At 69.1% G+C, this 25,729-nt stretch carries 22 protein-coding genes and 1 other RNA gene; 12 read left to right on the forward strand and 11 right to left on the reverse strand.

What is annotated here, in order from left to right; genetic code table 11:
* Positions 1–299: 299 nt before the first annotated feature.
* Positions 300–3,185, reverse strand: coding sequence for a bifunctional diguanylate cyclase/phosphodiesterase (locus GGR71_RS00005; RefSeq protein WP_160956958.1), 2,886 nt, complete (start codon positions 3,183–3,185; stop codon positions 300–302).
* A 217-nt stretch (positions 3,186–3,402) separates the two neighbouring features.
* On the opposite strand from GGR71_RS00005, the gene GGR71_RS00010 reads away from it, so the two are divergent.
* The 5 genes from GGR71_RS00010 to GGR71_RS00030 all read left to right on the forward strand — a co-directional run bounded on the left by GGR71_RS00010 (position 3,403) and on the right by GGR71_RS00030 (position 7,852).
* Positions 3,403–3,957, forward strand: a complete 555-nt coding sequence (locus tag GGR71_RS00010; RefSeq protein WP_048491386.1) for an RNA polymerase sigma factor — start codon at positions 3,403–3,405, stop codon at positions 3,955–3,957.
* Positions 3,954–5,102 carry a hypothetical protein gene (locus tag GGR71_RS00015; RefSeq protein ID WP_160956959.1) on the forward strand — a complete coding sequence of 383 codons (1,149 nt, stop codon included), beginning with the start codon at positions 3,954–3,956 and terminating at the stop codon, positions 5,100–5,102. Before GGR71_RS00010 ends, GGR71_RS00015 begins: the two co-directional genes overlap by 4 nt.
* A gap of 62 nt (positions 5,103–5,164) precedes the next feature.
* Positions 5,165–5,758 carry an IMPACT family protein gene (locus GGR71_RS00020; protein WP_184451539.1) on the forward strand — a complete coding sequence of 198 codons (594 nt, stop codon included), beginning with the start codon at positions 5,165–5,167 and terminating at the stop codon, positions 5,756–5,758.
* Entirely contained in the window at positions 5,755–7,521 is a 1,767-nt protein-coding gene (locus tag GGR71_RS00025; protein ID WP_160956961.1) for an ABC transporter transmembrane domain-containing protein, read from the forward strand. The genes GGR71_RS00020 and GGR71_RS00025 overlap by 4 nt, the downstream gene beginning before the upstream one ends.
* A 118-nt stretch (positions 7,522–7,639) precedes the next feature.
* Positions 7,640–7,852, forward strand: a complete 213-nt coding sequence (locus GGR71_RS00030) for a hypothetical protein (RefSeq protein WP_010344257.1) — start codon at positions 7,640–7,642, stop codon at positions 7,850–7,852.
* Between the two features lie 327 nt (positions 7,853–8,179).
* Here the strand turns inward: GGR71_RS00030 and GGR71_RS00035 are convergent, their stop codons facing one another.
* From GGR71_RS00035 to hrcA, 6 genes are all read right to left on the reverse strand, one after another.
* The gene (locus GGR71_RS00035; protein ID WP_160956962.1) at positions 8,180–9,292 is read right to left on the reverse strand and encodes a prephenate dehydrogenase; all 1,113 of its coding nucleotides are present in this window, start codon (positions 9,290–9,292) and stop codon (positions 8,180–8,182) included.
* Positions 9,289–10,209: a pyridoxal kinase gene (pdxY, locus tag GGR71_RS00040; protein ID WP_184451541.1), complete on the reverse strand. Its 921-nt coding sequence runs from the start codon at positions 10,207–10,209 to the stop codon at positions 9,289–9,291. Before pdxY ends, GGR71_RS00035 begins: the two co-directional genes overlap by 4 nt.
* Before the next feature lie 415 nt (positions 10,210–10,624).
* Entirely contained in the window at positions 10,625–11,755 is a 1,131-nt protein-coding gene (gene dnaJ / locus GGR71_RS00045) for a molecular chaperone DnaJ (protein ID WP_048491379.1), read from the reverse strand.
* A 161-nt stretch (positions 11,756–11,916) separates the two neighbouring features.
* Positions 11,917–13,842 carry a molecular chaperone DnaK gene (gene dnaK / locus GGR71_RS00050; protein ID WP_160956964.1) on the reverse strand — a complete coding sequence of 642 codons (1,926 nt, stop codon included), beginning with the start codon at positions 13,840–13,842 and terminating at the stop codon, positions 11,917–11,919.
* A gap of 146 nt (positions 13,843–13,988) precedes the next feature.
* Positions 13,989–14,510: a nucleotide exchange factor GrpE gene (grpE, locus tag GGR71_RS00055; RefSeq protein WP_160956965.1), complete on the reverse strand. Its 522-nt coding sequence runs from the start codon at positions 14,508–14,510 to the stop codon at positions 13,989–13,991.
* Between the two features lie 167 nt (positions 14,511–14,677).
* Entirely contained in the window at positions 14,678–15,736 is a 1,059-nt protein-coding gene (gene hrcA, locus GGR71_RS00060; protein ID WP_160956966.1) for a heat-inducible transcriptional repressor HrcA, read from the reverse strand.
* Positions 15,737–15,865: 129 nt separating this feature from the next.
* Between hrcA and recN the strand changes: the two genes are divergently transcribed.
* The gene (recN, locus tag GGR71_RS00065) at positions 15,866–17,527 is read left to right on the forward strand and encodes a DNA repair protein RecN (protein ID WP_160956967.1); all 1,662 of its coding nucleotides are present in this window, start codon (positions 15,866–15,868) and stop codon (positions 17,525–17,527) included.
* A 729-nt stretch (positions 17,528–18,256) separates the two neighbouring features.
* On the opposite strand, the gene fur is transcribed toward recN, so the two are convergent.
* Positions 18,257–18,679 (reverse strand): ferric iron uptake transcriptional regulator, encoded by a 423-nt coding sequence (fur, locus tag GGR71_RS00070; RefSeq protein WP_026143876.1) that lies wholly within the window; start codon positions 18,677–18,679, stop codon positions 18,257–18,259.
* A 103-nt stretch (positions 18,680–18,782) separates the two neighbouring features.
* On the opposite strand from fur, the gene GGR71_RS00075 reads away from it, so the two are divergent.
* The gene (locus GGR71_RS00075) at positions 18,783–19,181 is read left to right on the forward strand and encodes an outer membrane protein assembly factor BamE (RefSeq protein WP_160956968.1); all 399 of its coding nucleotides are present in this window, start codon (positions 18,783–18,785) and stop codon (positions 19,179–19,181) included.
* Between the two features lie 27 nt (positions 19,182–19,208).
* Here GGR71_RS00075 and GGR71_RS00080 read toward each other — a convergent pair whose 3' ends face one another.
* Complete coding sequence (locus tag GGR71_RS00080) at positions 19,209–19,463, reverse strand: RnfH family protein (protein WP_160956969.1); 255 nt, start codon at positions 19,461–19,463, stop codon at positions 19,209–19,211.
* A gap of 5 nt (positions 19,464–19,468) precedes the next feature.
* Positions 19,469–19,900, reverse strand: a complete 432-nt coding sequence (locus GGR71_RS00085; RefSeq protein ID WP_043092195.1) for a type II toxin-antitoxin system RatA family toxin — start codon at positions 19,898–19,900, stop codon at positions 19,469–19,471.
* Positions 19,901–19,959: 59 nt separating this feature from the next.
* Between GGR71_RS00085 and smpB the strand changes: the two genes are divergently transcribed.
* Entirely contained in the window at positions 19,960–20,463 is a 504-nt protein-coding gene (gene smpB / locus GGR71_RS00090; protein ID WP_017908548.1) for an SsrA-binding protein SmpB, read from the forward strand.
* Between the two features lie 662 nt (positions 20,464–21,125).
* Here the strand turns inward: smpB and GGR71_RS00095 are convergent.
* A complete protein-coding gene (locus GGR71_RS00095) occupies positions 21,126–23,375 on the reverse strand; it encodes a S8 family peptidase (protein ID WP_160957193.1) in 2,250 nt (749 codons plus the stop codon).
* Positions 23,376–23,457: 82 nt separating this feature from the next.
* Between GGR71_RS00095 and GGR71_RS00100 the strand changes: the two genes are divergently transcribed.
* The 4 genes from GGR71_RS00100 (at position 23,458) to GGR71_RS00115 (ending at position 25,524) form a co-directional block, all read left to right on the forward strand.
* The gene (locus tag GGR71_RS00100; protein WP_160956970.1) at positions 23,458–23,853 is read left to right on the forward strand and encodes a hypothetical protein; all 396 of its coding nucleotides are present in this window, start codon (positions 23,458–23,460) and stop codon (positions 23,851–23,853) included.
* Positions 23,854–23,960: 107 nt separating this feature from the next.
* Positions 23,961–24,312: a transfer-messenger RNA gene (ssrA, locus tag GGR71_RS00105) on the forward strand.
* Between the two features lie 134 nt (positions 24,313–24,446).
* A complete protein-coding gene (locus tag GGR71_RS00110) occupies positions 24,447–24,830 on the forward strand; it encodes a VOC family protein (RefSeq protein WP_160956971.1) in 384 nt (127 codons plus the stop codon).
* A gap of 520 nt (positions 24,831–25,350) precedes the next feature.
* Positions 25,351–25,524: a hypothetical protein gene (locus GGR71_RS00115; RefSeq protein WP_184451543.1), complete on the forward strand. Its 174-nt coding sequence runs from the start codon at positions 25,351–25,353 to the stop codon at positions 25,522–25,524.
* The last annotated feature ends 205 nt before the right edge of the window (positions 25,525–25,729 follow it).

Below are 25,729 nucleotides of genomic sequence, written 5' to 3' on the forward strand. Positions count from 1 at the left end.
CGTGCTCGCTTGGCACTGCGGCTAAACGGCCTGCCGCACTCCGCTCTCACCTAAAACGATAAACCCTCATTTGACACAAGCGGCTTCAGCCGCGACGGGGCTTTACCGAGAAAGCCCGTCGCGGCTGAAGCCGCTCCTACACAACAAGCTGCGATGCGAAACCTTCAGTCGCTCCAGCGTCTCGAGATGACGCAGGCGCCAATCGAACAAACGCGCCGCGGCGCATCGCACTGCGGCCAACGGGCGCGTGCCGACAGCGAGCGCCTCGCACATGGCGACGCGCGCCGCATTCGATCGCCTCAGAACTGCTGCGGCGCAGCCGCCGGACGCCCGAGCAGATAGCCCTGCCCGTAATCGCAACCCAGTTCGCGCAATGTCGCCAGTTGCTGCTCGGTCTCGATGCCCTCGCCCACCGTCTCGATGCCCAGCGTGCTGGCCAGGGCGAGGATGCCGCGCACCAGCGCATGACTGCCGGTGCTGCCCTCGTCCTGCAGGCCGGCGACGAAGCTCTGGTCGATCTTCAGCACCGAGATCGGGAAGCGGTGCAGATACGACAGCGCCGAGAAGCCGGTGCCGAAGTCGTCCAGTTGCGCCAACACGCCGCGCTCGCGCAGCGCCTGCAGGATGGCCAGGGTACGCGGCGCGTCGTCGAGCAGCGCCACCTCGGTGATTTCCACGCGCAGGCGGCGCGGATCGGCGCCGGCGGTGTCGATCAGCCCGAACAGCCGCTCGGTGAAATCGGGCGAACGGAAGTGCCGCGGCGAGACGTTGACCGACACGTAGCCGCCCTCGCTCTGCGCCAGGCGCCGGATCACCTGCGCGTACAACAGCCAGTCCACCTGCTCGATCAGGCCGCTCTCCTCGCCCAGGTCGATGAACTGGCTCGGCACCAGCAGCCCGCGGCTCTCGTGGCGCCAGCGCAACAGGGCTTCGTGGCCGATCACCTCGCCATCGTGCAGGCGCACGATCGGCTGGTAGAACGGCTCGAAGTCGCGGTTGTTGATCGCGCGGCGCAGGTCGGCCTCCAGATCGAGACTGCGCAGCGCCGCCTCGCGCATGGCCTCGTCGAACACCACGCAGCGATCCTGGGTCTGCGCCTTGGCCCGGTACATGGCCGCGTCCGCGTCGCGCAGCATCTCCTCGCCGTTGTGGTAGCGCGGATGCCAGGCGGCGATGCCCAGGCTGCCCGACGGGAACAACTCGCGACCGGCCACCCACATTGGCTGGCCGAGCACGTGCAGCAGGCGCCGCGCCAGCTCGCGCGCGCCGTCCAGGCCGTGCTCGGACGGCGTCAGCACCGCGAACTCGTCGCCGCCCAGGCGCGCCACCACGTCCTGACCGCGGATCGTGGAGACGATGCGCTTGGCCACCTGCACCAGCATCTCGTCGCCGGCGGCGTGACCGATGCTGTCGTTGACCAGCTTGAACCGGTCCAGATCCAGGAACAGCACGGCGAAGGTCTTGCCGCCGCCGCGCGCGCGGGCGATCGCCTCGCTGAGCCGGTCGAGCAGATGCGAGCGGTTCGGCAAGCCGGTCAGCGCATCGTGCAGCGCCTGATGGGTCAGGCGCTGCTCGGCGCGCCAGCGTTCGGCGATCTGCGCAAGCAACTGCTCGTTGACCTCGGCCAGCTCGCGGGTGCGCTCCTCCACGCGCTGTTCCAGTTCCGCGTGCGCCAGCCGCAACCGTTCCTGCGCGCGCTGCCGCGCCAGGCCGCTGCCGACGTTGTGCGCGACGAAGGTCAGCAGGCGCTGGTCGTGCTCGGTGAAACGCACCTTGGCGACGTAGCTCTGCACCACGATCGCGCCGATCACCTCGCCCTCGTCGAACAGCGGCGCGCCCAGCCAGCTGTAGGGACGCTGGCCGTATTCCTGCACCTCGTCCTGCGCCAGCAAGGCGTCGATGTCGGCCAGTTCGAGCAGCTGCGGACGCCGCACCCGCATCACGTACTCGGTCAGTCCGCGGCCGCGGCGCCGTTGCGGGCGGTACGGGGTGAACTCGTCCACCGAATACACGAACTCCAGCATCGTGTCGTCGTCGGACAGCAGGGCGATGTACAGATTGCGAGCGTCGATCAGCCCGCCGACGATGGCGTGCACCTCGGTGTAGAACTGCTGCAGGCTCTCCGAGCGGATCGCCAGCTCGGCGATGCGGAACAGCGCCAGCTGCAGCATCTCGGCGCGCTTGCGCTCTTGGATCTCGTCCTGCAGGTCGCAGTTGGCACGCTGCAGTTCCTGGGTGCGCAGGTCCACCCGTCGCTCCAGCTGCACCTGCGCGTGGCGCCGGTCCATCGCGGTCTGCACGTGCTGCGCCACGTAGGCCAGCAGCGCGCGGTCGGCGTCGGTGTAGCGCAGCGCGTAATCGTAGTTCTGCACCACGATCGCCCCGCACACACGGCCCTCGCGCAGCATCGGCACGCCCAGCCAGTCGCGGCTCTCCGGACCGTGGCCGACGTTGTCGCCGACCTGCAGGCGTTCACGCACCTGTTCCGACGGCCCGCGCACCGCGCGACCATGGCGCAGCAGGGCGAAGGTGAGGCTGTGCGGCATGTCGTGCAGGAAGTAGGTCTGCTCCGGGTCGGCAACAAAGTCGTCGTGGCGGTCGGAGAAGTACAGGAAACGCATGCTCTGCTGGTCTTCGTCGTACTCGACGATGTAGCAGTTCTCCGCATACATCAGAGATTCGAGCACGGCGTGCACGCGCTGCAGCATCTGGCTCATTTCCAGATCGGCGCCGGCCAGGTCGGCGATCTCGTACAGCGCCTGCTGCAGCTGCTTGGATTTTTCCAGGCCCTCGATGCGCGCGCGCATGCGCTCGGTGTCGAGCAGATTCAGGCCGAACGCGACCGCGGCCTCGCACCAGGCCGCGCGGCGCGCTGCGTCCAGCGGCTGCTTCACCTGCGCGCCGATGGCCACGCAGGCACCCTCGGCGGTGCGGTGCACGTGCAGTACCGTCGGCGTCGTAGACGGCGGCAACTCGGTGGCGGCCAGCGTCTGGGCGACCAGCGCCTGCAGCCACTCCGGCGCCTCCGCGCTGGCGCCGTGGAGGCGCCCGACCACGCCGTCGCCGCAGCCGATCACCACGGCGCTGCCGGGCGGCAGCAGGCCGCACAAGGCCTGCGCCGTGCGGGCGGGGGCATGGCCGCTGGCTGGGTCTTCGCGGACGATGGTGGACGAATTGAACAGCATCGACGACAACTCCTGCAGGGCCCCCCGGAACTGCTCCACGCTCGCCCTTCACCATCAGCATACCTGTTGCATGCACCGATCGACGCCCGCTCGACCCCGAAGTGGCGAGATGGGCGTTTGTCTACACATGTTGTCCGAACTTCCGCCATTGCCGGCCTCTTCCCGGCCCCCGCTTCCCGACTATGCGCCGGCCCGGGGAACGCTTAGGCTTGCCGCCGTGGATGCCCCGGTCGAAGCGAGCGACGAAGCCCTGATGCTGGCCTACGCGGCCGGCGACGCGCGCGCGTTCGAGACCTTGTACCTTCGCCATCGCGGCCGTCTGTATCAGTACCTGCTGCGGCAGCTGCGCGACCGTGCGCTGGCCGAAGAACTGTTCCAGGACGTGTGGCAGCGGGTGATCGCCGCGCGCCTGGACTGGCAGCCGCAGGCCGCGTTCACCACTTGGCTGCTGCGCATCGCCCACAATCGGCTCGGCGACCACTGGCGCGCCGCCAGGCATCGACCGCCGGCACCGGCCGACGCCGACCTGCGCACCGCCCGCGTGCAGGACCCCGATACCCCGGAGCGGCAATTGTCCGCCTTCGAACAACGGCGCCAGCTGCAACTGGCCCTGGATGCGCTTCCCGAGGAGCAACGCGACGTGCTGCTGCTGCGCCTGGAGCAGGAATTGAGCCTGGACGAGATCGGGCAGATCACCGGCGTCGGCCGCGAGACGGTCAAGTCGCGGCTGCGCTATGCGATGGACAAACTGCGCGCGAGGCTGGGCGGATGAGCGCCGACGAACCGCTGACCCCGGAAGAGCGCGCGCTGGCCGAGCGTCTGCGCCTGGGCCGGCAGGCACTGCCGCCGCCGGCGCTGGATGCGGCGATCCTGGCCGCCGCGCGCGCGGCGGTCGCACCGGGTGCCGCCGAGGTTCCGGAGTATCCCAGCAGCGCCGCGGAGCGGGCGCGGGCGCAGGCCGCCACGGCGATGCCGCCGCCCCCCTCTGCTGAAGCGAAAGCGACGGCCGACGCTCCTGCAGCGCGCGCCGCCCCGGCGGCGGCGTCGCGGTCACGCTGGCCGACCTGGCTCGGCGTGGCCGCCTCGCTGGTGCTGGTGGCCGGCATCGCCTGGCGCGGACGTCCGCCGGCGCCCTCCACACCGGCACCGGCGGCAGCGCCAGCCCAGGCAACCGCTCCGGACAGCGACGCCACGCCTGCGCCCGTCGCATCGCCGGCACCCTCTTCCGCGGAGCAGGCGCAGGCCATCGACGTGCCGGCAGTCTCCGAGACAGCAGCGCCCGCCCCTGCGACCTCGGCGCGCGGGGCAGCGGAAGCGCCTGCCGCACCACTGCTGGAGCGTGTGCCGCAGCCGCAGGCGTCCAAGCCGGTGCCCACGAAGCGCCTTGCCCCTCCCGTGCCACCGCCCAGGGTGGCGCCCGCTGCACCGCCGGCCCCGCCACCGCCGGCAATCGCGGCCGACAGCAGCGAGCCGTCTCCCGAACCGGCCACGGAACAGCAAGCCGCACCGGCTGCGATGGCCTTGCGCGCACCGGCGCGTGCGGCGACGGCGCAGGACACCTGGGCGCGCAGCGCCCCTACCGACAACGCCCACCAGGCCAAACTGGCGACCTCCGCGCGCGCGCAGGCCGCTGCGGCCGAGGCGTCGGAGGCGCTCTCGCTGCGCCCTTCGACGTCGCCTGCAGCTCCCGCAGGCGCAACGCCGGAACCCATGCCCGCCACCGGTGCCGTGACGGCCACGGTGGAGGTCGCAGTGGAGGCCGATGCGCGCTTGCCGCCACGGCGCTGGCTGCAGCGGATCCGCGAGCGCCGCGACGAGGGCGAACTGGACGCCGCCCGCGCCAGCCTGCTGCGCTTCCAGCGCACGCACCCGCACCGCGCGCTGCCCGCCGACCTGCGCACGCTGCTGCAGGACTGAGCCGCGCGGCCCCCGGCGCCGGCGCAACAGGCCGACGTCGCGGCTCGTCTACAATGCCGCCGATGCCCGATACGCTCCCGCACCCCGTCAGCCACAGCGTGGAGATCAAGCACAGCCGCTTCCTGGCGCATGCCGCGCCGATCGCCGACGCCGGCGCGGCGCTGGCGTTCCTGCAACAGGTGACGGTGGCCGACGCCACCCACAATTGCTGGGCCTACCGCCATGGCGACGAGTACCGCTCCAGCGACGACGGCGAGCCCGCCGGCACCGCCGGCCGGCCGATCCTGGCCGCAATCGACGGCCAGGGCTTTGACCGCGTGGTGGTGGTGGTCACACGCTGGTACGGCGGCATCAAGCTCGGCGCCGGCGGCCTGGTCCGCGCCTACGGCGGTAGCGCGGCCGAATGCCTGCGGCTGGCGCCGCGGCAACCGCTGCTGGCGTTGAGCCTGCTGACCCTGCACTGCGGCTTCGACGACCTGGGCGTGGTGCATGCCGCACTGAGCGCCTGCGCCGCGGAAAAACTCGATGAACGCTTCGATGCCGGCGGCGCCGAATTGCGCCTGCGCCTGCCCAGCGATCGCGTGGACGCCTTGAAAACCCGCCTGCGCGACGCCACTCGCAATCGGGTCCGCTGTTCGGAACCCGCCCCCGCATGAACACCCCGTCGGCCGATCAGGCCAAGTCGCTGCGCAGACTCGGCAGCCTGCGCACCCTGTGGCCGTTCGTGCGTCGCCGGCGCGGCCTGCTCGTCGCCTGGTTGGTGGCGCTGGCGGTCTCCTCCAGCGCCACGCTGAGCCTGCCGGTGGCGGTGCGGCAGATGATCGACCACGGCTTCAGCGACAGCAGCCGCATCAACCAGTCGTTCGCCCTGCTGTTCGCCGTCGCGCTGGTGCTGGCGGTGGCCACGGCCACGCGCTTCTATTTCGTGTCGCTGCTCGGCGAGAAGGTGGTCGCCGACCTGCGCGAACGCCTGTATACGCACCTGATCGGCCTGCATGCCGGCTTCCACGACCGCAACCGCAGCGGCGAACTGGTGTCGCGCCTGTCCGCCGACAGCGAACTGCTGCGTGGCGTGATCGGCAGCACCATGTCGGTGGCGCTGCGCAGCATGGTCACCGCGGTCGGCAGCGTGGTGATGCTGTGCGTCACCAGCCCGCACCTGGCCGCCTACACCCTGCTCGGCATCCCGCTGGCGGTCTTGCCGATCGTGCTCGGCGCGCGGCGGCTGCAGAAGATCTCGCGCGCCAGCCAGGATCGCGTCGCCGACGCCAACACCCTGGCCGCCGAGACCCTGGGCGCGGTGCGCACGGTGCAGGCGTACGCGCGCGAAGGCTACGAACGCGGCCGCTTCGGCGAGGCGCTGGCGCAGACCGTAGCAGTGGCACGGCGCCGGGTCGGTGCACAGGCGCTGATCACCGCTGCGGCCATCGTGCTGATCTTCGGCGCCATCGTGCTGGTGCTGTGGTCGGGCGCGCACGAAGTGGCCGCCGGCGAACTCAGCGCCGGCGCGCTCGGCCAGTTCGTGCTGTACGCCATGTTCGGCGGCGGCTCGGTCGCCTCGCTGGCCGAAGTCTGGAACGACCTGCAGCGCGCCGCTGGCGGCATGGGCCGCATCGCCGAACTGTTCCAGGAACGCCCCGAAGTGGTCGCACCGGCGCAACCGCTTGCGTTGCCGCAGCCACTGCGCGGCGAGGTGCGCTTCGACAACGTCAGCTTCCGCTACCCGCAGCGTCCCGATCACCCGGCGCTGGATGGCTTCGACCTGCACGTGCGGCCCGGCGAGAGCGTCGCCCTGGTCGGCCCCTCCGGCGCCGGCAAGAGCACGGTGCTGGCGCTGCTGATGCGCTTCCACGATCCGCAATCCGGCAGCGTGGAGGTGGACGGCCTCGATCTGCGCACCCTGGATCCGTCGCAGCTGCGTGAGGCGATCGGGCTGGTGCCGCAGCACCCGACCCTGTTCGCCGCCAGCGCCGCCGACAACATCCGCTACGGTCGGCTCGAGGCCAGCGCGGCCGAGGTCGAGGCGGCCGCGCGCGCGGCCGAAGCCGATGCGTTCCTGCGGCAGCTGCCCGACGGCTACGCCAGCGAACTGGGCGAGCGCGGCGCACGCCTGTCCGGCGGCCAGCAGCAACGCATCGCCATCGCCCGCGCCCTGCTCAAGGACGCGCCGATCCTGTTGCTGGACGAGGCCACCAGCGCCCTGGACGCGCAAAGCGAAAACGCCGTGCAGCATGCGCTGGAGCGGCTGATGGCGGGACGTACCACGCTGGTGATCGCGCACCGCCTGGCGACCGTGCTCAAGGCCGACCGCATCGTGGTGATGGACCACGGCCGCATCGTCGCCCAGGGCACCCACGCCGAGCTGCTGGCGCAGGACGGGTTGTACGCCGAACTCGCTCGCCTGCAGTTCATCGACTGAGCACGCCACGCTAACGGCGGCGGGACTACGGTCGAGCCGCGTCTGCTGCGGTCCGCGCGTATCGCAACCGCCGCAGAGGCGTCCCGCATTCGATGCAGCGTTCGACAGGAGGCTCCCGATGTCCTTTCGCCAATTGCCTGCCCTCGGTCCCGATGGCGAGGCCTATCTGATCACCGAGTTCCAGGACGATGCGCCGCGCCAGCAGCAGGCACAGCACGACCCGCACGCCGACAGCGGGCTGCGCTACGAACTGGCCGACGGCCGCAAGCTGATCCGCCGCGGCCAACAGTTCGTCACCACTGGCGGCGAGTTGACCTTGACCGCGGTCTAGCGCAACGGTCACGCGTCGCCGCCCTGCCCCGTCACCGCGCTGGCGTTCGGGGCGCTGGCGGCGAACTGGTCATTTTTTCGCCACACCGCTTGACAGGCTTGCCCTGCAAGACGCGACGACAGTTATCCACATGTTTGCGCAGTGACCATCCACATGCGCTGTGGATGAATTGCGAGCAGTCGTTGGTGGCTCCCCTCAACGCGTCTCGCGCGTTGCATGGTCGCGGCTAAAGCCACTCCTACAAAAGCACGCAACGGCCGTCGTAGGAGCGGCTTTAGCAGCGACCGCTCGTACTCGCGATCACGCAAGCCCTAACGACCGCAGAAGTCAGCCCGCCAACACGCGCCCGATTCCGCTGGCATCGATCTCCGCCGCGGCGCTGCGCACGGCCACGGCATCGCTGCCCGGATCGAAGCCGAGCCGGAAGTGCAATTCGCCCGCCTGCGTACGCGAGGAATGGATCGAGGCCAGGTTGACGCCATGGCGCTCGAACACGTGCAACAGCGCGCGCAGCGAACCGGCGCGATCCTCCGGCAGATACACGCTGAGCGTGGCCTGCTCGGTCAGATCGGCCAGCAGGTAGCCGACCCGCTCGTAGCTGTAATTGCCCTGGGCGATCGCCGCCTCGCCCAGCGCCTGCCGGTTGGCGTCGAGGAACTCGGCACGAAACTGCGCGCGGGCCGCATCGTCGCCGCGGCCGACCTGCGCGCGTAGCCGCGACAGCTGCGCGATCAGTCCATCGAGTATGTCGCCGACGTGCGGATTGCCGAACTGGATGTCTTCGTAGATCGCGGGATTCAACGCCAGGATGCGCGCAATGATCGCGGTATCCAGCTCGAACGAGGCCGAGCGATACGGCAACAAGGCCTGCAACGGCCCCAGCGCCGGCGCATGCTCGCGCAGCACCCCTGCCTGGGCCAGGTGCGTGGCGTGGACCATCGCCTGCACCAGCGCCATCACCCGGTCGTGGTGCTCGGGCGTGCTGCGCACGCACTCGCCTTCCAGCGCCGCGTACAGCTGCTGCAGCCAGGGCTGCCATTGCGCCACCCGCGCCTCGCACACCACCAGCACGCGGCCCTTGAGCGTGGGCGACTTCGGCGGCGCGGTCATTGGATGCAGGCCGGCCACTTCCGCCTGCGAGGCCAGCATTGCCGCCACCGGCGCGGCCTTGACCGAGGTGACGTCCAGCCACAATTGGCCGCGTTCGCGGCCGCCGGCGCGCTGCGCGTACTCGCCGATCAGCGCCGGCGTGTGCCGGATCGGGGCGGAGAAGATCAGCACCTGCGCCTGCTGCAGCAGCGCTTCCGGCGCCAGCGACTGCGGATCGGCCGGATCGTGGCCGATCACGTCCAGCTGCATGCGTTCGCGAAAGAAGCGGCTCAGCCAGCGGCCATACGCGCCGGCGCTCCCAACGATGCCGACGACCGGGCGCAGGCTCACGCCAGGCGCTCGGCGACGAAACGCAGCGGCGTCGCCAGTGCGGCCGGCGCCGCCGCCAACACGTCCAGCTCTTCCACATCCGCAGCCTGGGTCGCCTCCAGCGCCGCGTGCACGCCGGCGATGGCGCGACCGATCGCCGCTTCGAAACTGTCGCCGCGCAGCAGGAAGGCCACCAGCAGGGCCATCAGCACATCGCCGGTACCGGCCACGTCCACCGGCAGCAATGGCGAGCACCAGCGGTAGACCGCCTCGTCGCTCACCGCCAGCGTCACCAGTTGCCCGGCATCGCCACCGACGCTGTGGGCAAGCACCCACTGCGGTCCGCGCGCCAGCAACACGCGCGCCGCGGCGATCGCCTCGTCCTGGGCCAGCGCCGGCATACCGGTCAGGCGGCCGAGTTCGAACGCATTCGGCGTCACCAGCCACGCGTGCGGCAACAGGCGCTCGGCGAAGATCGCTTCCAGGCCCGGCTCCACGTAGGGACCGGTATGCGTATCGCCGATCACCGGGTCCAGGCAATAGCGCAGCGTCGGGCACTGCGGCAGCGTCGCGTCGAGCCAGTCGGCGAACGCGGCACCGTTGCCGACGCTGCCGAAGTAGCCGGACACCAGCATGCGCGCGCGTTGCGGCAGGCCGCGTTCGCTGGCGCCGAGCAGCAGGTCGGCGAACCAGTCCGACGGCAGCACCTTGCCGCGCAAGGTGGCGTAGAACGGCGCATTGCTCAGCAGCGTGGTCGGGATCTCGGCCACGCGCAGGCCCAGCGCGCGCAGCGGCGGCACCGCCGCGCTGTTGCCGGCGTGGCCATAGACGAGTTGCGACTGCACGGAGATGACGTCGACCGGCACCGGCCCGTCGGGGCGCTGGCGGCGGCCATGGATGAGATGACTAGCGGCGGAGCTATCGGCGGGAGCGTTCATCGCCGTAGTGTAGCGCTGGCACCAGTGCGCTCGGGATGCGCGCCTATAGACGTGTTGCATGGCTTTCAGCAACAACGGCCTCAGCTGCGGCGCTCCGACGAGAAAGCGTCGCGGCTGAAGCCGCTCCTACAACAGGGAGCCAGGATGCGGAAGGACGTCCACGCATCCGGAATCGAAAATCTTGATATCTCCGCTGCACGCAGCGGGCGAAACATTCCAGCAAAACATTCCGCTGCAGGAGCGGCTCCAGCCGCGACACTTTGACAATAAAGCGTCGGGGCTGAAGCCCCTCCCACAAAAAGCACAGCAGCAGCCAGGAACGCTTGGAAAATCCGGAATCCCGGCTTTCAGCTGGCCGTCCCTGCTTTCAACAGCCGCAGGCTGTCATCCCGAATCCCAAATCCCCAATCCCGGCCTACGACGTCATCCGGTCCCAGAACCCCTTCACGCCATCGATGAAGGTGGCCGACTTCGGCGAATGCTTGCGCGCGTCCTCGCCGGTGAAGGTGGACTCGAACTGTTCCAGCAGCTTGCGCTGGTCGGCGGTGAGGTTGATCGGCGTTTCCACCACCACCCGGCAGTACAGATCGCCTTCGCTGCGGCTGCGCACCGAGCGCACGCCCTTGCCGCGCAGGCGGAACAGCTTGCCGGTCTGGGTCTCGGCCGGAATACGGATCTCCGCCTCGCCGCCCAGGGTGGCCACGCGCACGGTGTCACCCAGCGCCGCCTGCGAAATGCGGATCGGCACTTCGCAGTGCAGGTCGTCGCCGTCGCGCTGGAAGATCGCATGCTCGCGCACCCGCACTTCCACGTACAGATCGCCCGGCGGGGTACCGGCCGGACCGGCTTCGCCCTCGCCCGACAGGCGGATGCGGTCGCCGTTGTCGACGCCGGCGGGGATCTTCACCGACAGCACCTTGGTCTCTTCCACGCGCCCGGCACCGTGGCACTGGCCGCACGGGTTCTGCACGGTCTGGCCGCGGCCGGCGCAATGCGGGCAGGTCTGCTGCATGGCGAAGATGCCGCGCTGGATGCGCACCTGGCCGCGGCCATGGCAGGTGCCGCAGGTCTCGACCTTGCCGTCCTCCGAGCCGCTGCCGTGGCAGTGCTCGCATTCGCTCAGGGTCGGAATCTCGATGCGGCGCTCGATGCCGGCCACCGCTTCTTCCAGGTCCAGCTCCAGCACGTAGCCGATGTCGGCGCCACGCCGCGGCGCACGTCCGCCACCGCCGGCGCCACCGAAGATGTTGCCGAAGATGTCGCCGAAGATATCGCCCATGTCCGGGCCGCCGGGACCACCGCCCATCCCGCCCATGCCGTGCTCGAACGCGGCGTGGCCGTGCGCATCGTACATGCGCCGGCGGTTGCCGTCGGAGAGCACCTCATAGGCTTCCTTGCATTCCTTGAACGCGGCCTCGGCGGCTTGGTCGCCGGGATTGCGGTCCGGGTGGTACTTCATCGCGCAACGGCGATAGGCCTTCTTCAGCTCGTCGTCGCTGGCGGTGCGGGCCACACCCAGCACTTCGTAATAGTCGCGTTTGCTCATGGGGCGGGGATTCGAGATTCGAGAGTCGGGATTCGTTCAAGGCAAAAGCGGAGAGCCAGGGCTCTTCCGCTTTTGCAAGCACTGCATGGACAGGGATCGGAGCGGGAACCCACCAGGACAAGGCCTTGCGAATCCCCACTCCCAAATCCCAAATCCCGGCCTTACTTCTTGTCGTCCTTGACCTCGGTGAACTCGGCGTCGACCACGTCGTCGGACTGGGCCGAGGACGCGTGCGCGCCGCCGGCGTTGCCGCCCGGCTGCTGCTCGCCCGCCGCCGCGGCCGCGTACAGCGACTGACCGGCCTCTTCCAGCGCCTTGGTCTTGGCCTCGATCTGGCCCTTGTCGTCGCCCTTCATCGCGGTTTCCAGATCCGCCAGCGCCGACTCGACCTTGCCGATGACGTCGCCACCGACCTTGCTGCCGTGCTCGGTGATCGCGCTGCGGGTGGCGTGGATCAGGCCGTCGGCCTGGTTGCGCGCCTGCACCAGCTCGTGGAACTTCTTGTCTTCCTCGCGGTTGGCTTCCGCGTCGGCGACCATCCGCTGGATCTCGTCGTCCGACAGACCGGAACCGGCCTTGATCTCGACCTTCTGTTCCTTGTTGGTCTTCTTGTCCTTGGCCGACACGTGCAGGATGCCGTTGGCGTCGATGTCGAAGGACACTTCCACCTGCGGCAGGCCGCGCGGCGCCGGCTCGATGCCGGACAGGTCGAACTTGGCCAGCGACTTGTTGTAGCGGGCCTGTTCGCGCTCGCCCTGCAGCACGTGCACGGTCACTGCCGACTGGTTGTCCTCGGCGGTGGAGAACACCTGCGAGGCCTTGGTCGGGATGGTGGTGTTCTTCTCGATGATCTTGGTGAACACGCCGCCCAGGGTCTCGATGCCCAGGCTCAGCGGGGTCACGTCGAGCAGCAGCACGTCCTTGACGTCGCCGGCCAGCACGCCGCCCTGGATCGCGGCGCCCAGCGCCACGGCCTCGTCGGGGTTGACGTCCTTGCGCGGCTCCTTGCCGAAGAACTCGGCCACCGCCTGCTGCACCTTCGGCATGCGGGTCTGGCCACCGACCAGGATCACCTCGGTGATGTCGCTGGCGCGCAAGCCGGCGTCGTTCAGCGCGGTGCGGCACGGATCGATGGTGCGCTTGACCAGGTCCTCCACCAGCGCCTCGAGCTTGGCCCGGGTCAGCTTGATGTTGAGGTGCTTCGGGCCCGACGCGTCGGCGGTGACGTACGGCAGGTTGACTTCGGTCTGCTGCGAGGACGACAGCTCGATCTTGGCGCGCTCGGCGGCGTCCTTCAGGCGCTGCAGCGCCAGCGGATCCTTGCGCAGGTCGATACCCTGGTCCTTGTTGAACTCTTCCACCAGGTAGTCGATGACGCGCTTGTCGAAGTCTTCGCCGCCCAGGAAGGTGTCGCCGTTGGTGGCCAGCACTTCGAACTGCTTCTCGCCGTCGACGTTGGCGATCTCGATGATCGACACGTCGAAGGTGCCGCCGCCCAGGTCGTACACCGCGATCTTGCGGTCGCCGCCCTGGCCCTTGTCCAGGCCGTAGGCCAGCGCCGCGGCGGTCGGCTCGTTGATGATGCGCTTGACGTCCAGGCCGGCGATGCGGCCGGCGTCCTTGGTCGCCTGGCGCTGGCTGTCGTTGAAGTACGCCGGCACGGTGATGACCGCCTCGGTGACGGTCTCGCCCAGGAACGCCTCGGCGGTCTTCTTCATCTTCTCCAGCACCTGCGCGGAGATTTCCTGCGAGGCCAGCTTGCGCCCGTCGGCGGTGGCCACCCAGGCGTCGCCGTTGTCGTGCTGGACGATGCCGTACGGCACCAGGCCGATGTCCTTCTGCACTTCGGCGTCGGTGAACTTGCGGCCGATCAGGCGCTTGACCGCGTAGAAGGTGTTCTTGGGGTTGGTGACGGCCTGGCGCTTAGCCGAGGCGCCCACCAGCACTTCGCCGTCCTTGGTGTAGGCGACGATCGAAGGCGTGGTGCGGTCACCCTCGGAATTCTCGATGACGCGGGCCTTGCCGCCGTCCATGATCGCCACGCACGAATTGGTCGTGCCCAGGTCGATGCCGATGATCTTGCCCATTGCAATGACTCCTGAAAGGTCGTGTAGCCGGCCAGTGCCGGGATCTGGTTCGGATATAGGGATGGCTGCGGGTCATTCAAGCCATCGCCGCAAATTAGCGTTCCACTGCCGCCGCGCCGGGTTCAGGCGCGGGCGGCCGGTCCGGCTCAGTCGTGCTTGGCCACCACCACCAGGGCGGGCCGCAGCAAGCGGTCGTTGAGCAGGTAGCCCTTCTGGAACACCTGGATCACATGGCCCGGGGGGACGCCCTCGGCTTCGGCCTGGCTGATCGCCTGGTGGTGCTCCGGGTTGAACGGCTCGCCGGTCGGGTCGAGCAGGGTCAGGCCGTTGTCGGCGGCGACCTTGAGCAGCTGCTTGTAGGTCAGTTCCAGGCCATCGCGCAGCGGGCTGGGCTCGCTGCCGGCGGCGGTCAGCCCCGCGTCCAGACTGTCGAACACCGGCAACAGGTCGCCGAGCAGGCGCTCGTTGGCGAACTTGCGCGCCTGCTCCACGTCGCGCGCGATGCGCTTGCGCTGGTTCTCCAGGTCGGCCCGCTCGCGCAGGGCATCGGCCTTGACCAGAGCCAGCTCACTGCGCAGCGTCTCCACCTCCGCCTGCAACGGATCGGTCGAGGGCTGCTGCGCCTCGGTCAGGTGTTCGGAATCGAATTCGGGGTGTTCTTGCGTCATGTCCGGGTCCCTGGCGGGGTGCGTCCCGCCTTACCGGACCACCTATGTGGGCGGCGCGGGCGGATTCAAGTGAGGCCGGGATTGGGGATTGGGGATTGGGGATTCGCCCGGACGCGGCTCGATGGCCTGCTGACGGATGAGGCGGCGGCGCTTTCGCCAGCGCTGGCTCAGCGGTCGCCGGGCGGGGACGGGTCCAGGCGGGCGCCGAGGACGTCGGCGGCGGTCTGCACCAAGGGGATGACCCGGTCGTAGTCCATGCGCTTGGGGCCGATCACCCCGAGCACGCCCAGTACCTGGCCGCCGGCCATGTACGGGGCGGTCACCAGCGACACGCTCTCCAGCGGCACCATGCCAGTCTCTTCGCCGATGAAGATGCGCACGCCCGGCGCGCGGATCGTGCGCTCGAGCAACTGCAGGATCTCGCGCTTGCTGGCGAAGGCCTCGAACAGTTCGCGCAGCCGCTCCAGGTCCGACAGGTCCTGCACGCCCATCAGCTTGGTCTGCCCGGCCAGCACCATGTCGTCGCCGGCCGGGGCCAGCGCCTGCTCGGCCAGCTCGACGCTGTGCGCCAGCAACTGCTCCATCTCGTCGCGCGCGTGGCGCAGGTCGCGCAGCAGGCTGGCGCGGATGTCGGCCAGCGCGCGCCCGGCGAAATGCCGGTTCAGATAGTTGGCCACCCGCTCCAGTTCGGCCGGCTCGTAGGCCTTGCGCGGCTCGATCACCCGGTTCTGCACCTCGTTGTCGGCGAACACCAGGATCGCCAGCACCCGCCGCGCGTCCAGCGGCACGAAGTCGATGTGCCGGAACGCGAACTGCTCGCGCTTGGGCGCGCTGACCACGCCGACGAAGTGGGTCATGGCCGACAGCAGTTCCGAGGCACTGCCCAGCAGCGCCTGGGTGCCGGCGGCGTTGGCCATCTCCGCGCGCAGCCGCGCCACCTCGCCCTCGGCCGGCGGGCGCATCTGCACCAGGCTGTCGACGAACACCCGGTAGCCGGTGGCGGTGGGCACGCGCCCGGCCGAGGTGTGCGGCGAGCTGAGCAGCCCGGCGTCCTCCAGGTCGGCGAGGATGTTGCGGATCGTCGCCGGGCTCACGTCCAGCCCGGCGTGCCTGGCCAGGGTCTGCGAGCCGACCGGCTCGCCGTCGCGGATGTAGCGCGAGATCAGCGTGCGCAGCAGTTGCCGGGCACGCGGATCGAGGCTGGAATGGACCGGGGAAGCGCGCATTGAATCAACCCGTGAGACTGACCATTAGATAATCGCTACCTGTCGGCTTGGCAAGTCCGCGCCGGCTGGCACGTCATTGGCCCACCTGCCTGCGCATGCTAGCGTTGCGCGGCTCCGGATGCAGACCCCATGCTCAGACATCTCTCGATCAAGGATTTCGCCGTCGTACGCGGCACCGAACTGGAATTCGGCCCAGGCATGACCGTGGTGTCCGGCGAAACCGGCGCCGGCAAGTCGCTGATGGTGGACGCGCTCGGCTTCCTGTCCGGGCTGCGTGCCGACAGCGGCGTGGTCCGCCACGGCGCCGACCGCGCCGAACTGTCGGCCGAGTTCGTCGCCCCCGCCCAGGCCCGCGCCTGGCTGCGCGAGAACGAACTCGACGACGAGGAACATTGCCAGCTGCGCCGGGTGATCCGCGCCGACGGCGGCTCGCGCGCCTGGATCAACGGGCGCCCGGTGACCCTGTCGCAACTGGCGGAGCTGGCCGGCCATCTGGTCGAGATCCACGGCCAGCACGAACACCAGGCCCTGCTCTCGCGCGGCAGCCAGCTCGGCCTGCTCGACGCCTACGCGCGCAACGACGCCGAGCGCGCCGCGGTGCGCGCCGCCGCCGCCCGCTGGCAGGGTTTGCTCAGCGAACGCGAGACACTGCTGGCGCAGGGCGACGTCAGCGACCGCATCGGCTTCCTGCAGCACCAGTTGGCCGAACTGCAGCGCGAAGACCTGGATCCGGCGGCGATCGCCGCCCTGGACGCCAACCACCGCCGCCAGGCCCATGCCGCCGCGCTGATCGGCGCCTGCGAGGGTGCGGCGCAGCGGCTCAACGGCGACGAGGCGCCGGCGGTGCTGGACCTGTTGCAGCAGACCCGCCACGAGCTCGGCAAGGTCGGCGAGTACGATCCGCGCCTGGCCGAGGTGCAGGCACTGATCGACAGCGCCGGCATCCAGCTGGAGGAAGCGCTGGCGCTGATCGACCGGGTCCGCGACGACCTGGACGCCGACCCGGCACAGTTCGACGAGATGGAACGCAAGCTCGGCCGCCTGCACGACCTGGCGCGCAAGCACCGCATCGGCGTGGACGCGCTGGCCGACCACCGCGGCGCCCTGCTGGCGGAAGTGGAGAGCCTGCGCGGCGCTGGCGAGCGGCTGGACGTGCTCGACGCCGAAATCGCCCAGGCCACCCAGGCCTGGCGCGACGCCGCGGCCGCACTGACCGCCACCCGCGATCGCGGTTCGCAGGCGCTGTCGCACGACACTACCGCCCTGATCGGCGAACTGGGCATGGGCGGCGGCCGCTTCCTCATTCAACTGGAACCGCACGAGAGCGAGCGGCCGGACCCGGCCGGCGCCGAGCGGGTCGAGTTCCTGGTCGCCGCCAACGCCGGGCAGCCGCCGCGCGCCTTGCGCAAGGTCGCCTCCGGTGGCGAGCTGTCGCGCATCTCGCTGGCGATCGAGGTCGCCGCGCTGGGCCTGGACGCGGTCCCGACGATGGTCTTCGACGAAGTGGACTCGGGCATCGGCGGCGCCGTCGCCGACATCGTTGGCAAGAAGCTGCGCGCGCTCGGCGAGCAACGCCAGGTGCTGTGCGTGACCCACCTGCCCCAGGTCGCCGCCCAGGGTCACGCCCACTACCGGGTCAGCAAGGCCCCGGTCGAAGGCATGACCCAGAGCTCGGTGGAACTGCTGGCGCCGCGCCAGCGCGAGGAAGAACTGGCGCGGATGCTGGGCGGGGTCGAGGTCAGCAAGGAAGCCCGCGCCGCGGCCAAGCGGCTGCTGCTCAGCGCGGGCTGAGCGGCTGGCGGCGGTGTCCAGGGCGCCCTGGCCCCGCGCATGCCGCCCTGCTCATCAGGCAGTCGACGCCCGATCGCGGGTTGGCTGCGCTCCCGCGTTAGGCGCTTGTGCGAACGCACGAGGCGGAATCCGGCACGCGCCAGCCGAAGTCAGCCGCGGGAAATGAAGCCCTTTTCCCGTTGGAAGAAGGGAACAGCCGCTAGCCCCTCTCCCACCGGGAGAGGGTTGGAGTGAGGGTGCGGCGCGAAGCGACCCGCTGACTTGGTCCATGAGGCTGCACCCGGACCCTCATCCGCCCCTTCGGGGCACCTTCTCCCGGTGGGAGAAGGGAACAGCCGCTAGCCCCTCTCCCCCCGGGAGAGGGGTTGGGGTGAGGGTCCGACGCGGAGCGACCCGCTGACGTGATCCGCGAGGCTACACCCGGACTCTTATCCGCCCCTTCGGGGCACCTTCTCCCGGTGGGAGAAGGGAGCAGCCGCTAGCCCCTCTCCCCCCGGGAGAGGGGTTGGGGTGAGGGTGCGGCGCGAAGCGACCCGCTGACTTGGTCCATGAGGCTGCGCCCGTACCCTTATCCGCCCCTTCGGGGCACCTTCTCCCGGTGGGAGAAGTGAGCAGCCGCTAGCCCCTCTCCCACCGGGAGCGGGGTTGGAGTGAGGGTCTGGCGGCGAAGCTGCGCGCATCGCTAGCGCAGGAAAGGACAACCCTGGCCGATTTCACCGGCCGCGAGACTCAGCCCTTCTTGCCGCTCGGCCGCTTGCTGCGCACGTACAGCACCAGGGAGTGCTCTTCCAGCTCGTAGCCGTGATCGGCGGCGATCTTGCGCTGCAATTCCTCGATCTCCGCGCTTTCGAACTCGATGATCTTGCCGGTGTCCACGTCCACCATGTGGTCGTGGTGGCCGCCGCGGTCCAGTTCGTACACCGCCTGGCCGCCCTCGAAGTTGTGCTTGAGCACCAGCCCGGCCGCCTCGAACTGGGTCAGCACCCGGTACACCGTGGCCAGGCCGATCTCGTCGCCGTGGTCCAGCAGCTGCCGATAGATCTCCTCGGCGGTCATGTGGTGCCGCGCCGATTTCTGCTCCAGCAGCTCGAGGATGCGCATCCGGGGGTGCGTGACCTTCAGGCCGACTTTGCGCAGATCGTGGGATTCCATGGCGACTCCGTTCATAGCTGGTTTATCGCCAGCTGCCTGGGAATGGGTCGCGGCGGTCGCCGGGAGTGTATCATCGCCGTGATTTCATTCAGCCCTGTCCCCGATGCGCAATCTCCTGCTGGTCGCCGTTGTTGCCCTGTCCACCGCTGGCTGCGGCATCATTTACAAGCAGCCCATCTACCAGGGCAATCTGATCAAACCGGCGGCCGTGGAGCAGCTCAAGGTCGGACAAAGCAAGCAGCAGGTCAGCGCGCTGCTGGGCAGCCCCTCGATCCCGGACCCGTTCCACGCGCAGCGCTGGGACTACACCTCCACCGAGCGTGTCGATCGCCTGGGCCACACCGAGATCAAGAATTTCGTGGTGTTCTTCGACAACGACGTGGTCACCCGCTGGGAAGGCGACTACTTCCCGGACCAGGACGAAGAACTGGCCAAGAACAGCGTGCGCCAGTTCGGCCGCAACCTGGCCAAGGACAAGAAGAAGCAGCGCCGCGGCGAGTGAGCCGGCGGCCGCGTCGCGCCCCGCCGCTCAGCGCGGCTTGGCGCGGCGCCGCCTGGCGTCCTTGGGGTCGATCAGCAGCGGCCTGAGCAGTTCCACCCGGTCGCCGTCCTGCAGCAGCCGCGTCGGTGCGGCGACTTCGCCATAGATCGCGCACGGCATGCCGGGCGTCGCCCTGGGCAACGCGGCAGCGGCCAGCGCATCGGCCACCGTCGCGCCCTCCGGCAACTCCAGCCGCTGCGACACGAAGCGCTCCGGCCAGGCCAGCACCACCTCGACCTGCATGACGGTCAGGCCTGTTCCCGGTCGGCCACGCGCACGAAGTCGTTGACCATGCGGTCGGCCAGGCTCTGGAAGCCCAGCGCCAGCGCCGGGCCCAGCAGGCGCGAGGCGGGTTCGAAATCGAGCATCAGGCCGACCTTGCTGGCGTGCTCGTTGAAGCCCTGGAACGTCCACTGCCCCTGCAGGCGCTTGAACGGACCGTCGCGCAGCTGCATATCGATACGATCCGGGCGCTGCAGGCTGTTTTCGGTGGTGAACCAGGTGCGGAACGAACCCAGCCCCAAGTCCAGCCGCGCAACCAGGACGCGGTCGTTCTGCTCGAGGATATGGGCCGCATCGCACCAGGCGAACCGGCGCGGATAGGCGGCGACGTCGTTGACCAGATCGAACATGCGCGTTGCGGCGTGTTCGACCAGAGCGCTGCGGCGGATGATAGGCATTCGGGACGGGAAGTGGGACCAAGACGTTCGGGAGGCCCCGAATCGGAGACAATAGCAAGATGAGCAAGAAACCCGTCAAGGATAAAGCAAACGGCGCGACGGCCAACAAGACCATCGCCCTGAACAAGCGTGCGCGCCACGAGTACCACCTGGAGGACCGCTACGAGGCCGGTCTGGCCCTGCAGGGCTGGGAGGTGAAGTCGATCCGCGCCGGCCGCGCCAACATCGGCGAGAGCTACGCGTTCGTGCGCCAGGGCGAGCTGTTCCTGTTCGGCGCGCAGATCACCCCGTTGATCCAGGCCTCCACCCATGTGGTCGCCGACGACCGGCGCACGCGCAAGCTGCTGCTGCACCGGAACGAGATCGACAAGCTGATCGGCCGCGTCGAGCGCGACGGCTACACCCTCGTGCCTACCGCGATGTACTGGAGCAAGAACAAGATCAAGCTCGAGATCGCGCTGGCCAAGGGCAAGCAGGACCACGACAAGCGCAACGCGGCCAAGGACCGCGACTGGGCCCGCGACAAGCAGCGGATCATGCGCCGGCACAACAAGAATGCCTGAGGGGCTGGGAGTGGGGATTCGGGATTGAGGATTCGCAAGGGCGGGTTTCCTGCCCGCCTCGGCGTCCCTACCCGCCTCGCCTTCCTGGTAGGAGCGGCTTCAGCCGCGACGCGGTGAAGCCGGGATTGGGGATTGGGGAGTCGCAACAGCGGCTCCCATTTCCACAAGCTCAGCCGCAAGTGCGACGCCTTAAAGTCGTGGTACGGCAGCCGCAAGAGCGCACCGCGGTGCATGGATGCCCTTGTGGGAGCGGCTTCAGCCGCGACGCGATGGGGCTGGGATTGGGGATTCGCAACAGCGGTTCCCAGGCCGCATCGTCTTTCATGTAGGAATCTGCTTGCGCCGCAATAGGTGACTGCCAAGGTTTCAGGATGAGTGCCTGAGACGGGTGGCGCACCCTCTGCGACCCGCGCGTCCCAATCACGTCGAGATTCCGACTTCATCGCGTCGCGGCTGAAGCCGCTCCCACACGGCAGGCCGCGCTGCACAGGGAATCGCCATTGCGAATCCCCATCCCGAATCTTCTAACTCCAACCTCAGCGCCTCGCGGCTGAAGCCGACACATACAGACGGCAAGCAACCGGGGAGCCGCCATTGCGAATCCCCAATCCCGAATCCCCGGCTTTTCAGCAGCCGAATGGCTGATCATCCCGGCCCCACACTCACGTCCCCCCAAGCATCCGCATCAAGCTCGGCAGCCCACTGCCCTGCATGTAGCGATCGCGCTGCAGGTCCAGGCACTGCGTCAGCACCAATTGCTTGACCCGGTCCGGTGCGCCGATGAACTCGCGGCGCACCGACAGGAACGCGGCGATCAGTCCGGACACGTGCGCCGCAGCCATGCTGGTGCCGCTCATCTCCACCATCCATGTGCCGGGATCGTCGACCGCGTAACCATGGTGCGCCGACAGGATCTTTTCGCCTGGCGCGACCAGGTCGGGCTTGTAGCGGCCATCGGCCGTGGGCCCACGCGAGGAGAAATACGAAATGCCGTAGCTGTGCGGGCTGCTCTTGTGCACCGAGCCCACCGCCAGCGATTCCTCCAGGTTGGCCGGGTCGCCGATGCTCAGGTCCAGGTTCAGCGGGTAGGCCTCGCCGTCGCCCTGCATCAGCCAGGCCAGGCCATCGTTGCCGGCCGCGATCACCACCACCACGCCCTGCCGCCAGAGCCGACGCAGCTCGCTGCACAGCGGGGTGAAGCCGCAGCCGTAGCTCTCGGCGTCGAAGTAGCCACCCAGACTCAGGTTGACCCCGTGCACTACCAGCTCGCCGGCGCGCTCGTTGAGCTCGGCCACCTGCTGCACGCCCTTGATGATCCAGGAGTCGCGGCCATTGCCGTCGTCGTCCAGCACTTTCAGCCCGTAGAGCCGGGCCAGCGGGGCCATGCCGGCGAACTGCAGCGGCATTGCGATCGGCTCGCCCGGCAGCGGCGCCTCGCATTGTCCGGCGATGATGCCGGCCACGTGGGTGCCGTGGCCGTTGCCGTCGAGCGCATCGAAGCCGGCCTCGCCCGGACGCAGCGCGCGCGGGCGCCCGCGCTGGGTGCAATCCCACTGGGCAAGCACGGTCGGCGGCTGCCCGGCGGTGTGGAAGTGCGGATGCGCCGCGGCGATGCCGCTGTCCAGCACCGCCCAGCCGATGCCGGTGCCGAGCGCGCGATAGGCCACCTGCGCCGCGTCCACCTGGATCGTGCTGCGCGACTGGTAGATCAGCGCGCGCTTGCCCGCATCACGCCACAAACGCTTGAGGTTGAGGTCGCGATAGCGTTCGCGCAGGCTCTCGATTTCGAACCGGGTCAGCCGCGCCGACACGTAGCGCTGCAGGGTGTCCTCCAGTTCGATCTGCGCATCCAGCGCCTCACCGTGCAGGCCGGTGGACGCCTGGGCGAGCGTGCGCAACGCGGCGATCAGGTCATGCTTGCGCTGCGCCGAATCGCCGGCATCGGACAGCTTCTCGAGTTCGATCAGCACCTCGTGACGATAGTCCGGCGCGCGCGCCTCCAATTGGTCGGACAGGTCCTTGATCAGGATCGGATGCGCGATCGGCTGATCGAAGCCCACGCCCACTGCGCGCCGCACCTCGGCCCGCACGTCGGGGATGGACAGATAGCCGGCGGCCGAATGCGGGTTGTGCCGCCAATCCGGATTGATCTTCGACCCGGCGATGTTCCGGAAGCGCCCGCCGGCATCGGCGATGTCGTCGCTCAGATCGTCGTCCAGGGCCACCGGGTCGCGCCGCTCGGCGACGTTCACCCAGCGCGCCACGCAGGGCGGAAACGGCAGCTTCGGCGTGCCGGTCCACTCCTTGAACATGCTGCGCACCACCGGCAGGCCCAGCGGCGAGCCGAGCGTGAGCAGCAGCGAGACCTCGCAGTCCTGCGGCTGCAGCTCGCGCAGCACGTCGTAGGCGATCAGCGAGCCCTGGCTGTGCGCGATCACCACGAACGGGCCGCCACCGGCGCGGATGCGCTGCAGCAGGCTCTCGCGCATCTGCGTGTGCCGCGCCGGCACGAAGAAGAAGTCGTGCACATCCTGCAGCAGCGCCGCGGAGATCAGCTTGAGCAGCGCGCGGTTGACGACATCGATGACGCCCTGCGCATGCACCTCGGTGGCGGCCGCAGCCGGTGCCGGCGCCGCCGTCTCCACCTCGTCCAGCAGTTGGTGCAGCCGCGCGTGCTCGGCATCGCTGGCGGCCAGCGTGTCGGCAAGCTGACGCAGATCGGCCAGTTGTGGCACTACGCCGAGTGCGCTGAGCACGCGCTGCTCGGCCTGGTTCAGCACCGGGCCGCGGTCCTGGTCCTGACAGTCGCCCGGCTCCGGTGACGGATAGCGTTCGCGGTTGACCCAGTAGGCCATGCGCGTGCGCTCGCCCATGGCACGGCCGAACAGCGCGCGATCCCATTGGCAGCGCAACACCTCGGCCGGCGGCTTGTTGCCGATGCCATGGATGTAGACGACCGTGCGTGCCTGCCCCTGCGCCAGCGAGCCTTCGCCGGTGGCCTTGGGCCGCAGCGCGTTGCTCGCCGGTGGCGTGGAAGCGGGCGACGCCGAGGCAGCTCTGCTGGCACCGGGCGCCGTGGCGTTGGACCTGGACGGTGCTGGCGATCTTGCCGATGCAGGTGCCTTCGTGGACGGAGCTGCCGGTGCCGATGCCGGCGTCGTCTTCTTCGCCACCTTGGCAGCACGCGCGCCACTCGCTGTCGTCTTGTGCGCTGTTGCTGTCGGCTTGGCGGCAGATGTCGCCGGCGCCTTGACCGGCGCCTTGCCGGGCGTGGAAGTCGAGGACGTGACGGGGGCCTTGGGCGCCCGCCCGCTGCTGCGGCCACGCGGCTGTCTGCTTGCCATTGCGCTGCTCCATGCCTGGGGGAATGCCTGGGGGACGACGGCATGACAGGGCCGGCGTCGCAGTGAAGCCAGCTTAAGCGCGGCCTGTCTCAAGACTTGTGACTGGCCTCCCCGATCCCTACACTGTGCAGGTCAGCGTTTGACGTTGTCCCCGGGGGTGCACTGGTTTCGACGGGGGTTGCAAAATCGCTTGGCGCATGCCGAGGGGGCAGCTTTCCTCGTAAATCCAGCCGCAAACTTATAGTTGCCAACGACGACAACTACGCACTGGCCGCTTAAGGCCTAGCCCCGAAATCGCTTGTGTCCGTGCTCGCGACGTAGGGTCATTATCACGGAATCGCCGGTGGTGGCTGCCTGTCAGCCATTGGCTAAATCAAGCAGGCTGGTCCCGGGATGCGCTTCGCACATCGTGCTGTCCCGGGGCGAGATCCAACGATGAGCTAAGCATGTAGTGCCGGGGATGGAGTGCCTTCGGACGGCGGTTCGATTCCGCCCACCTCCACCATTCAAGACCCCTGATTCGTCAGGGGTTTTTTATTGTCCCGCGTTCGGTGCATGGACGCGACACCGAGCGACTGGAGGCGGCGCGGGCTCCCTGCACTGCCCCCCACTCCCAACGCTTCGCGCGCAGGTGCCACGATGCTCCACCATGTTTCTTTTGGCGTCCTCGATCTTGGTGTCGCAGGCGCGTTCTACGATGCGGCGTTGCGGCCGCTGGGCTATCGGCGCGTCTTCGAAGACGAGACCGCGATCGGGTATGGAATCGCCGAGAGTGCCGAGGATCTGTTCTGCCTGAAACAGCACGACGCGGCCACGGCGCCGGGACCCGGCTTCCACCTGGCATTCGCCGCGGCAACGCAGCTGGAGGTGGACGCGTTCCACCGCGCCGCGCTGCAGGCCGGCGGCCGCGACAATGGCGCGCCTGGCCTGCGCCCCGACTATGGGGACGCCTACTACGCGGCGTTCGTTGTCGACCCTGATGGGCACCGCATCGAGGCCGTCTTCAATCCAATGGCCAGGTAAGCGCGCAGCGTGAGTTCGAACCGATCACTCCGCGCGGATCAGTTCGTAAACGGCAAGCCTCCGACCGTGCTGCGGCAAGTCAACGGCAGCGGCATGGCTGTGCTGGGATGCGCAGCGGATCAGCAGGCCAACGTAGCGGTGCGCAGGTCGGCAACGAGTCGCGCACCTCGAATCGCAACATGGGCACACAACGCACCGGCAGGCGATCCACCTGCCGGTACGCTAGAAATGTGGTCCAGCCGCGGATGCCTGCATCCTTGAAGCAGCCCCAGGCATCGCCCCGGCCGCACAGCTGGTAGACACATCATGCGTCGGCATCCGTTACGCCGGCGTCCTTGAGGCGTTGCGAAATGATGTCGGCGGCGTCGAGGCTGCGATGAGATGCCCAGCGCGGATCTCGCGGATTAGCGCAATCGCGTTACAGCCGCGCCGGTGCTCGCAGCCTAGCGCTGACGCGCCGACATGCCCATCACCATCAGCCTGTACGGTGAGGGAGCCCTCCACGACTCGGACACCCGCCATGCCATTGACCCAGGAACAGCTGCGCATCCTGCAGGACATCCACGCCACCACGCCGGTCAGCGAAGCAGAGGCGACTTGGGCGGTGCGCGAGGACTACGCGGCACAAGGCGAGGATGGCGATCTCGCGCTGAGCAAGAAGGGGCTGAAGGCCATCGACGGCAGCCAAGCGTAGCCGAACCTCTGGCGGGCGCATCGCGCTCGTCTCATCACGCAGGTAACGTCAGCGTGCAGACATAGCGCGTCAGGTCAGCGCTGCGCCCATTGGCACGCATCGCCGTGCCCACGCGGCCACCGTACCGCTTGCCCGGCTGGCGTCGTGCTTCGCCCGTACCCTCATCCGGCGCTGCGCGCCACCTTCTCCGGAGGGAGAAGGGTCA

It is taken from the genome of Xanthomonas sp. F1 (assembly GCF_014199855.1).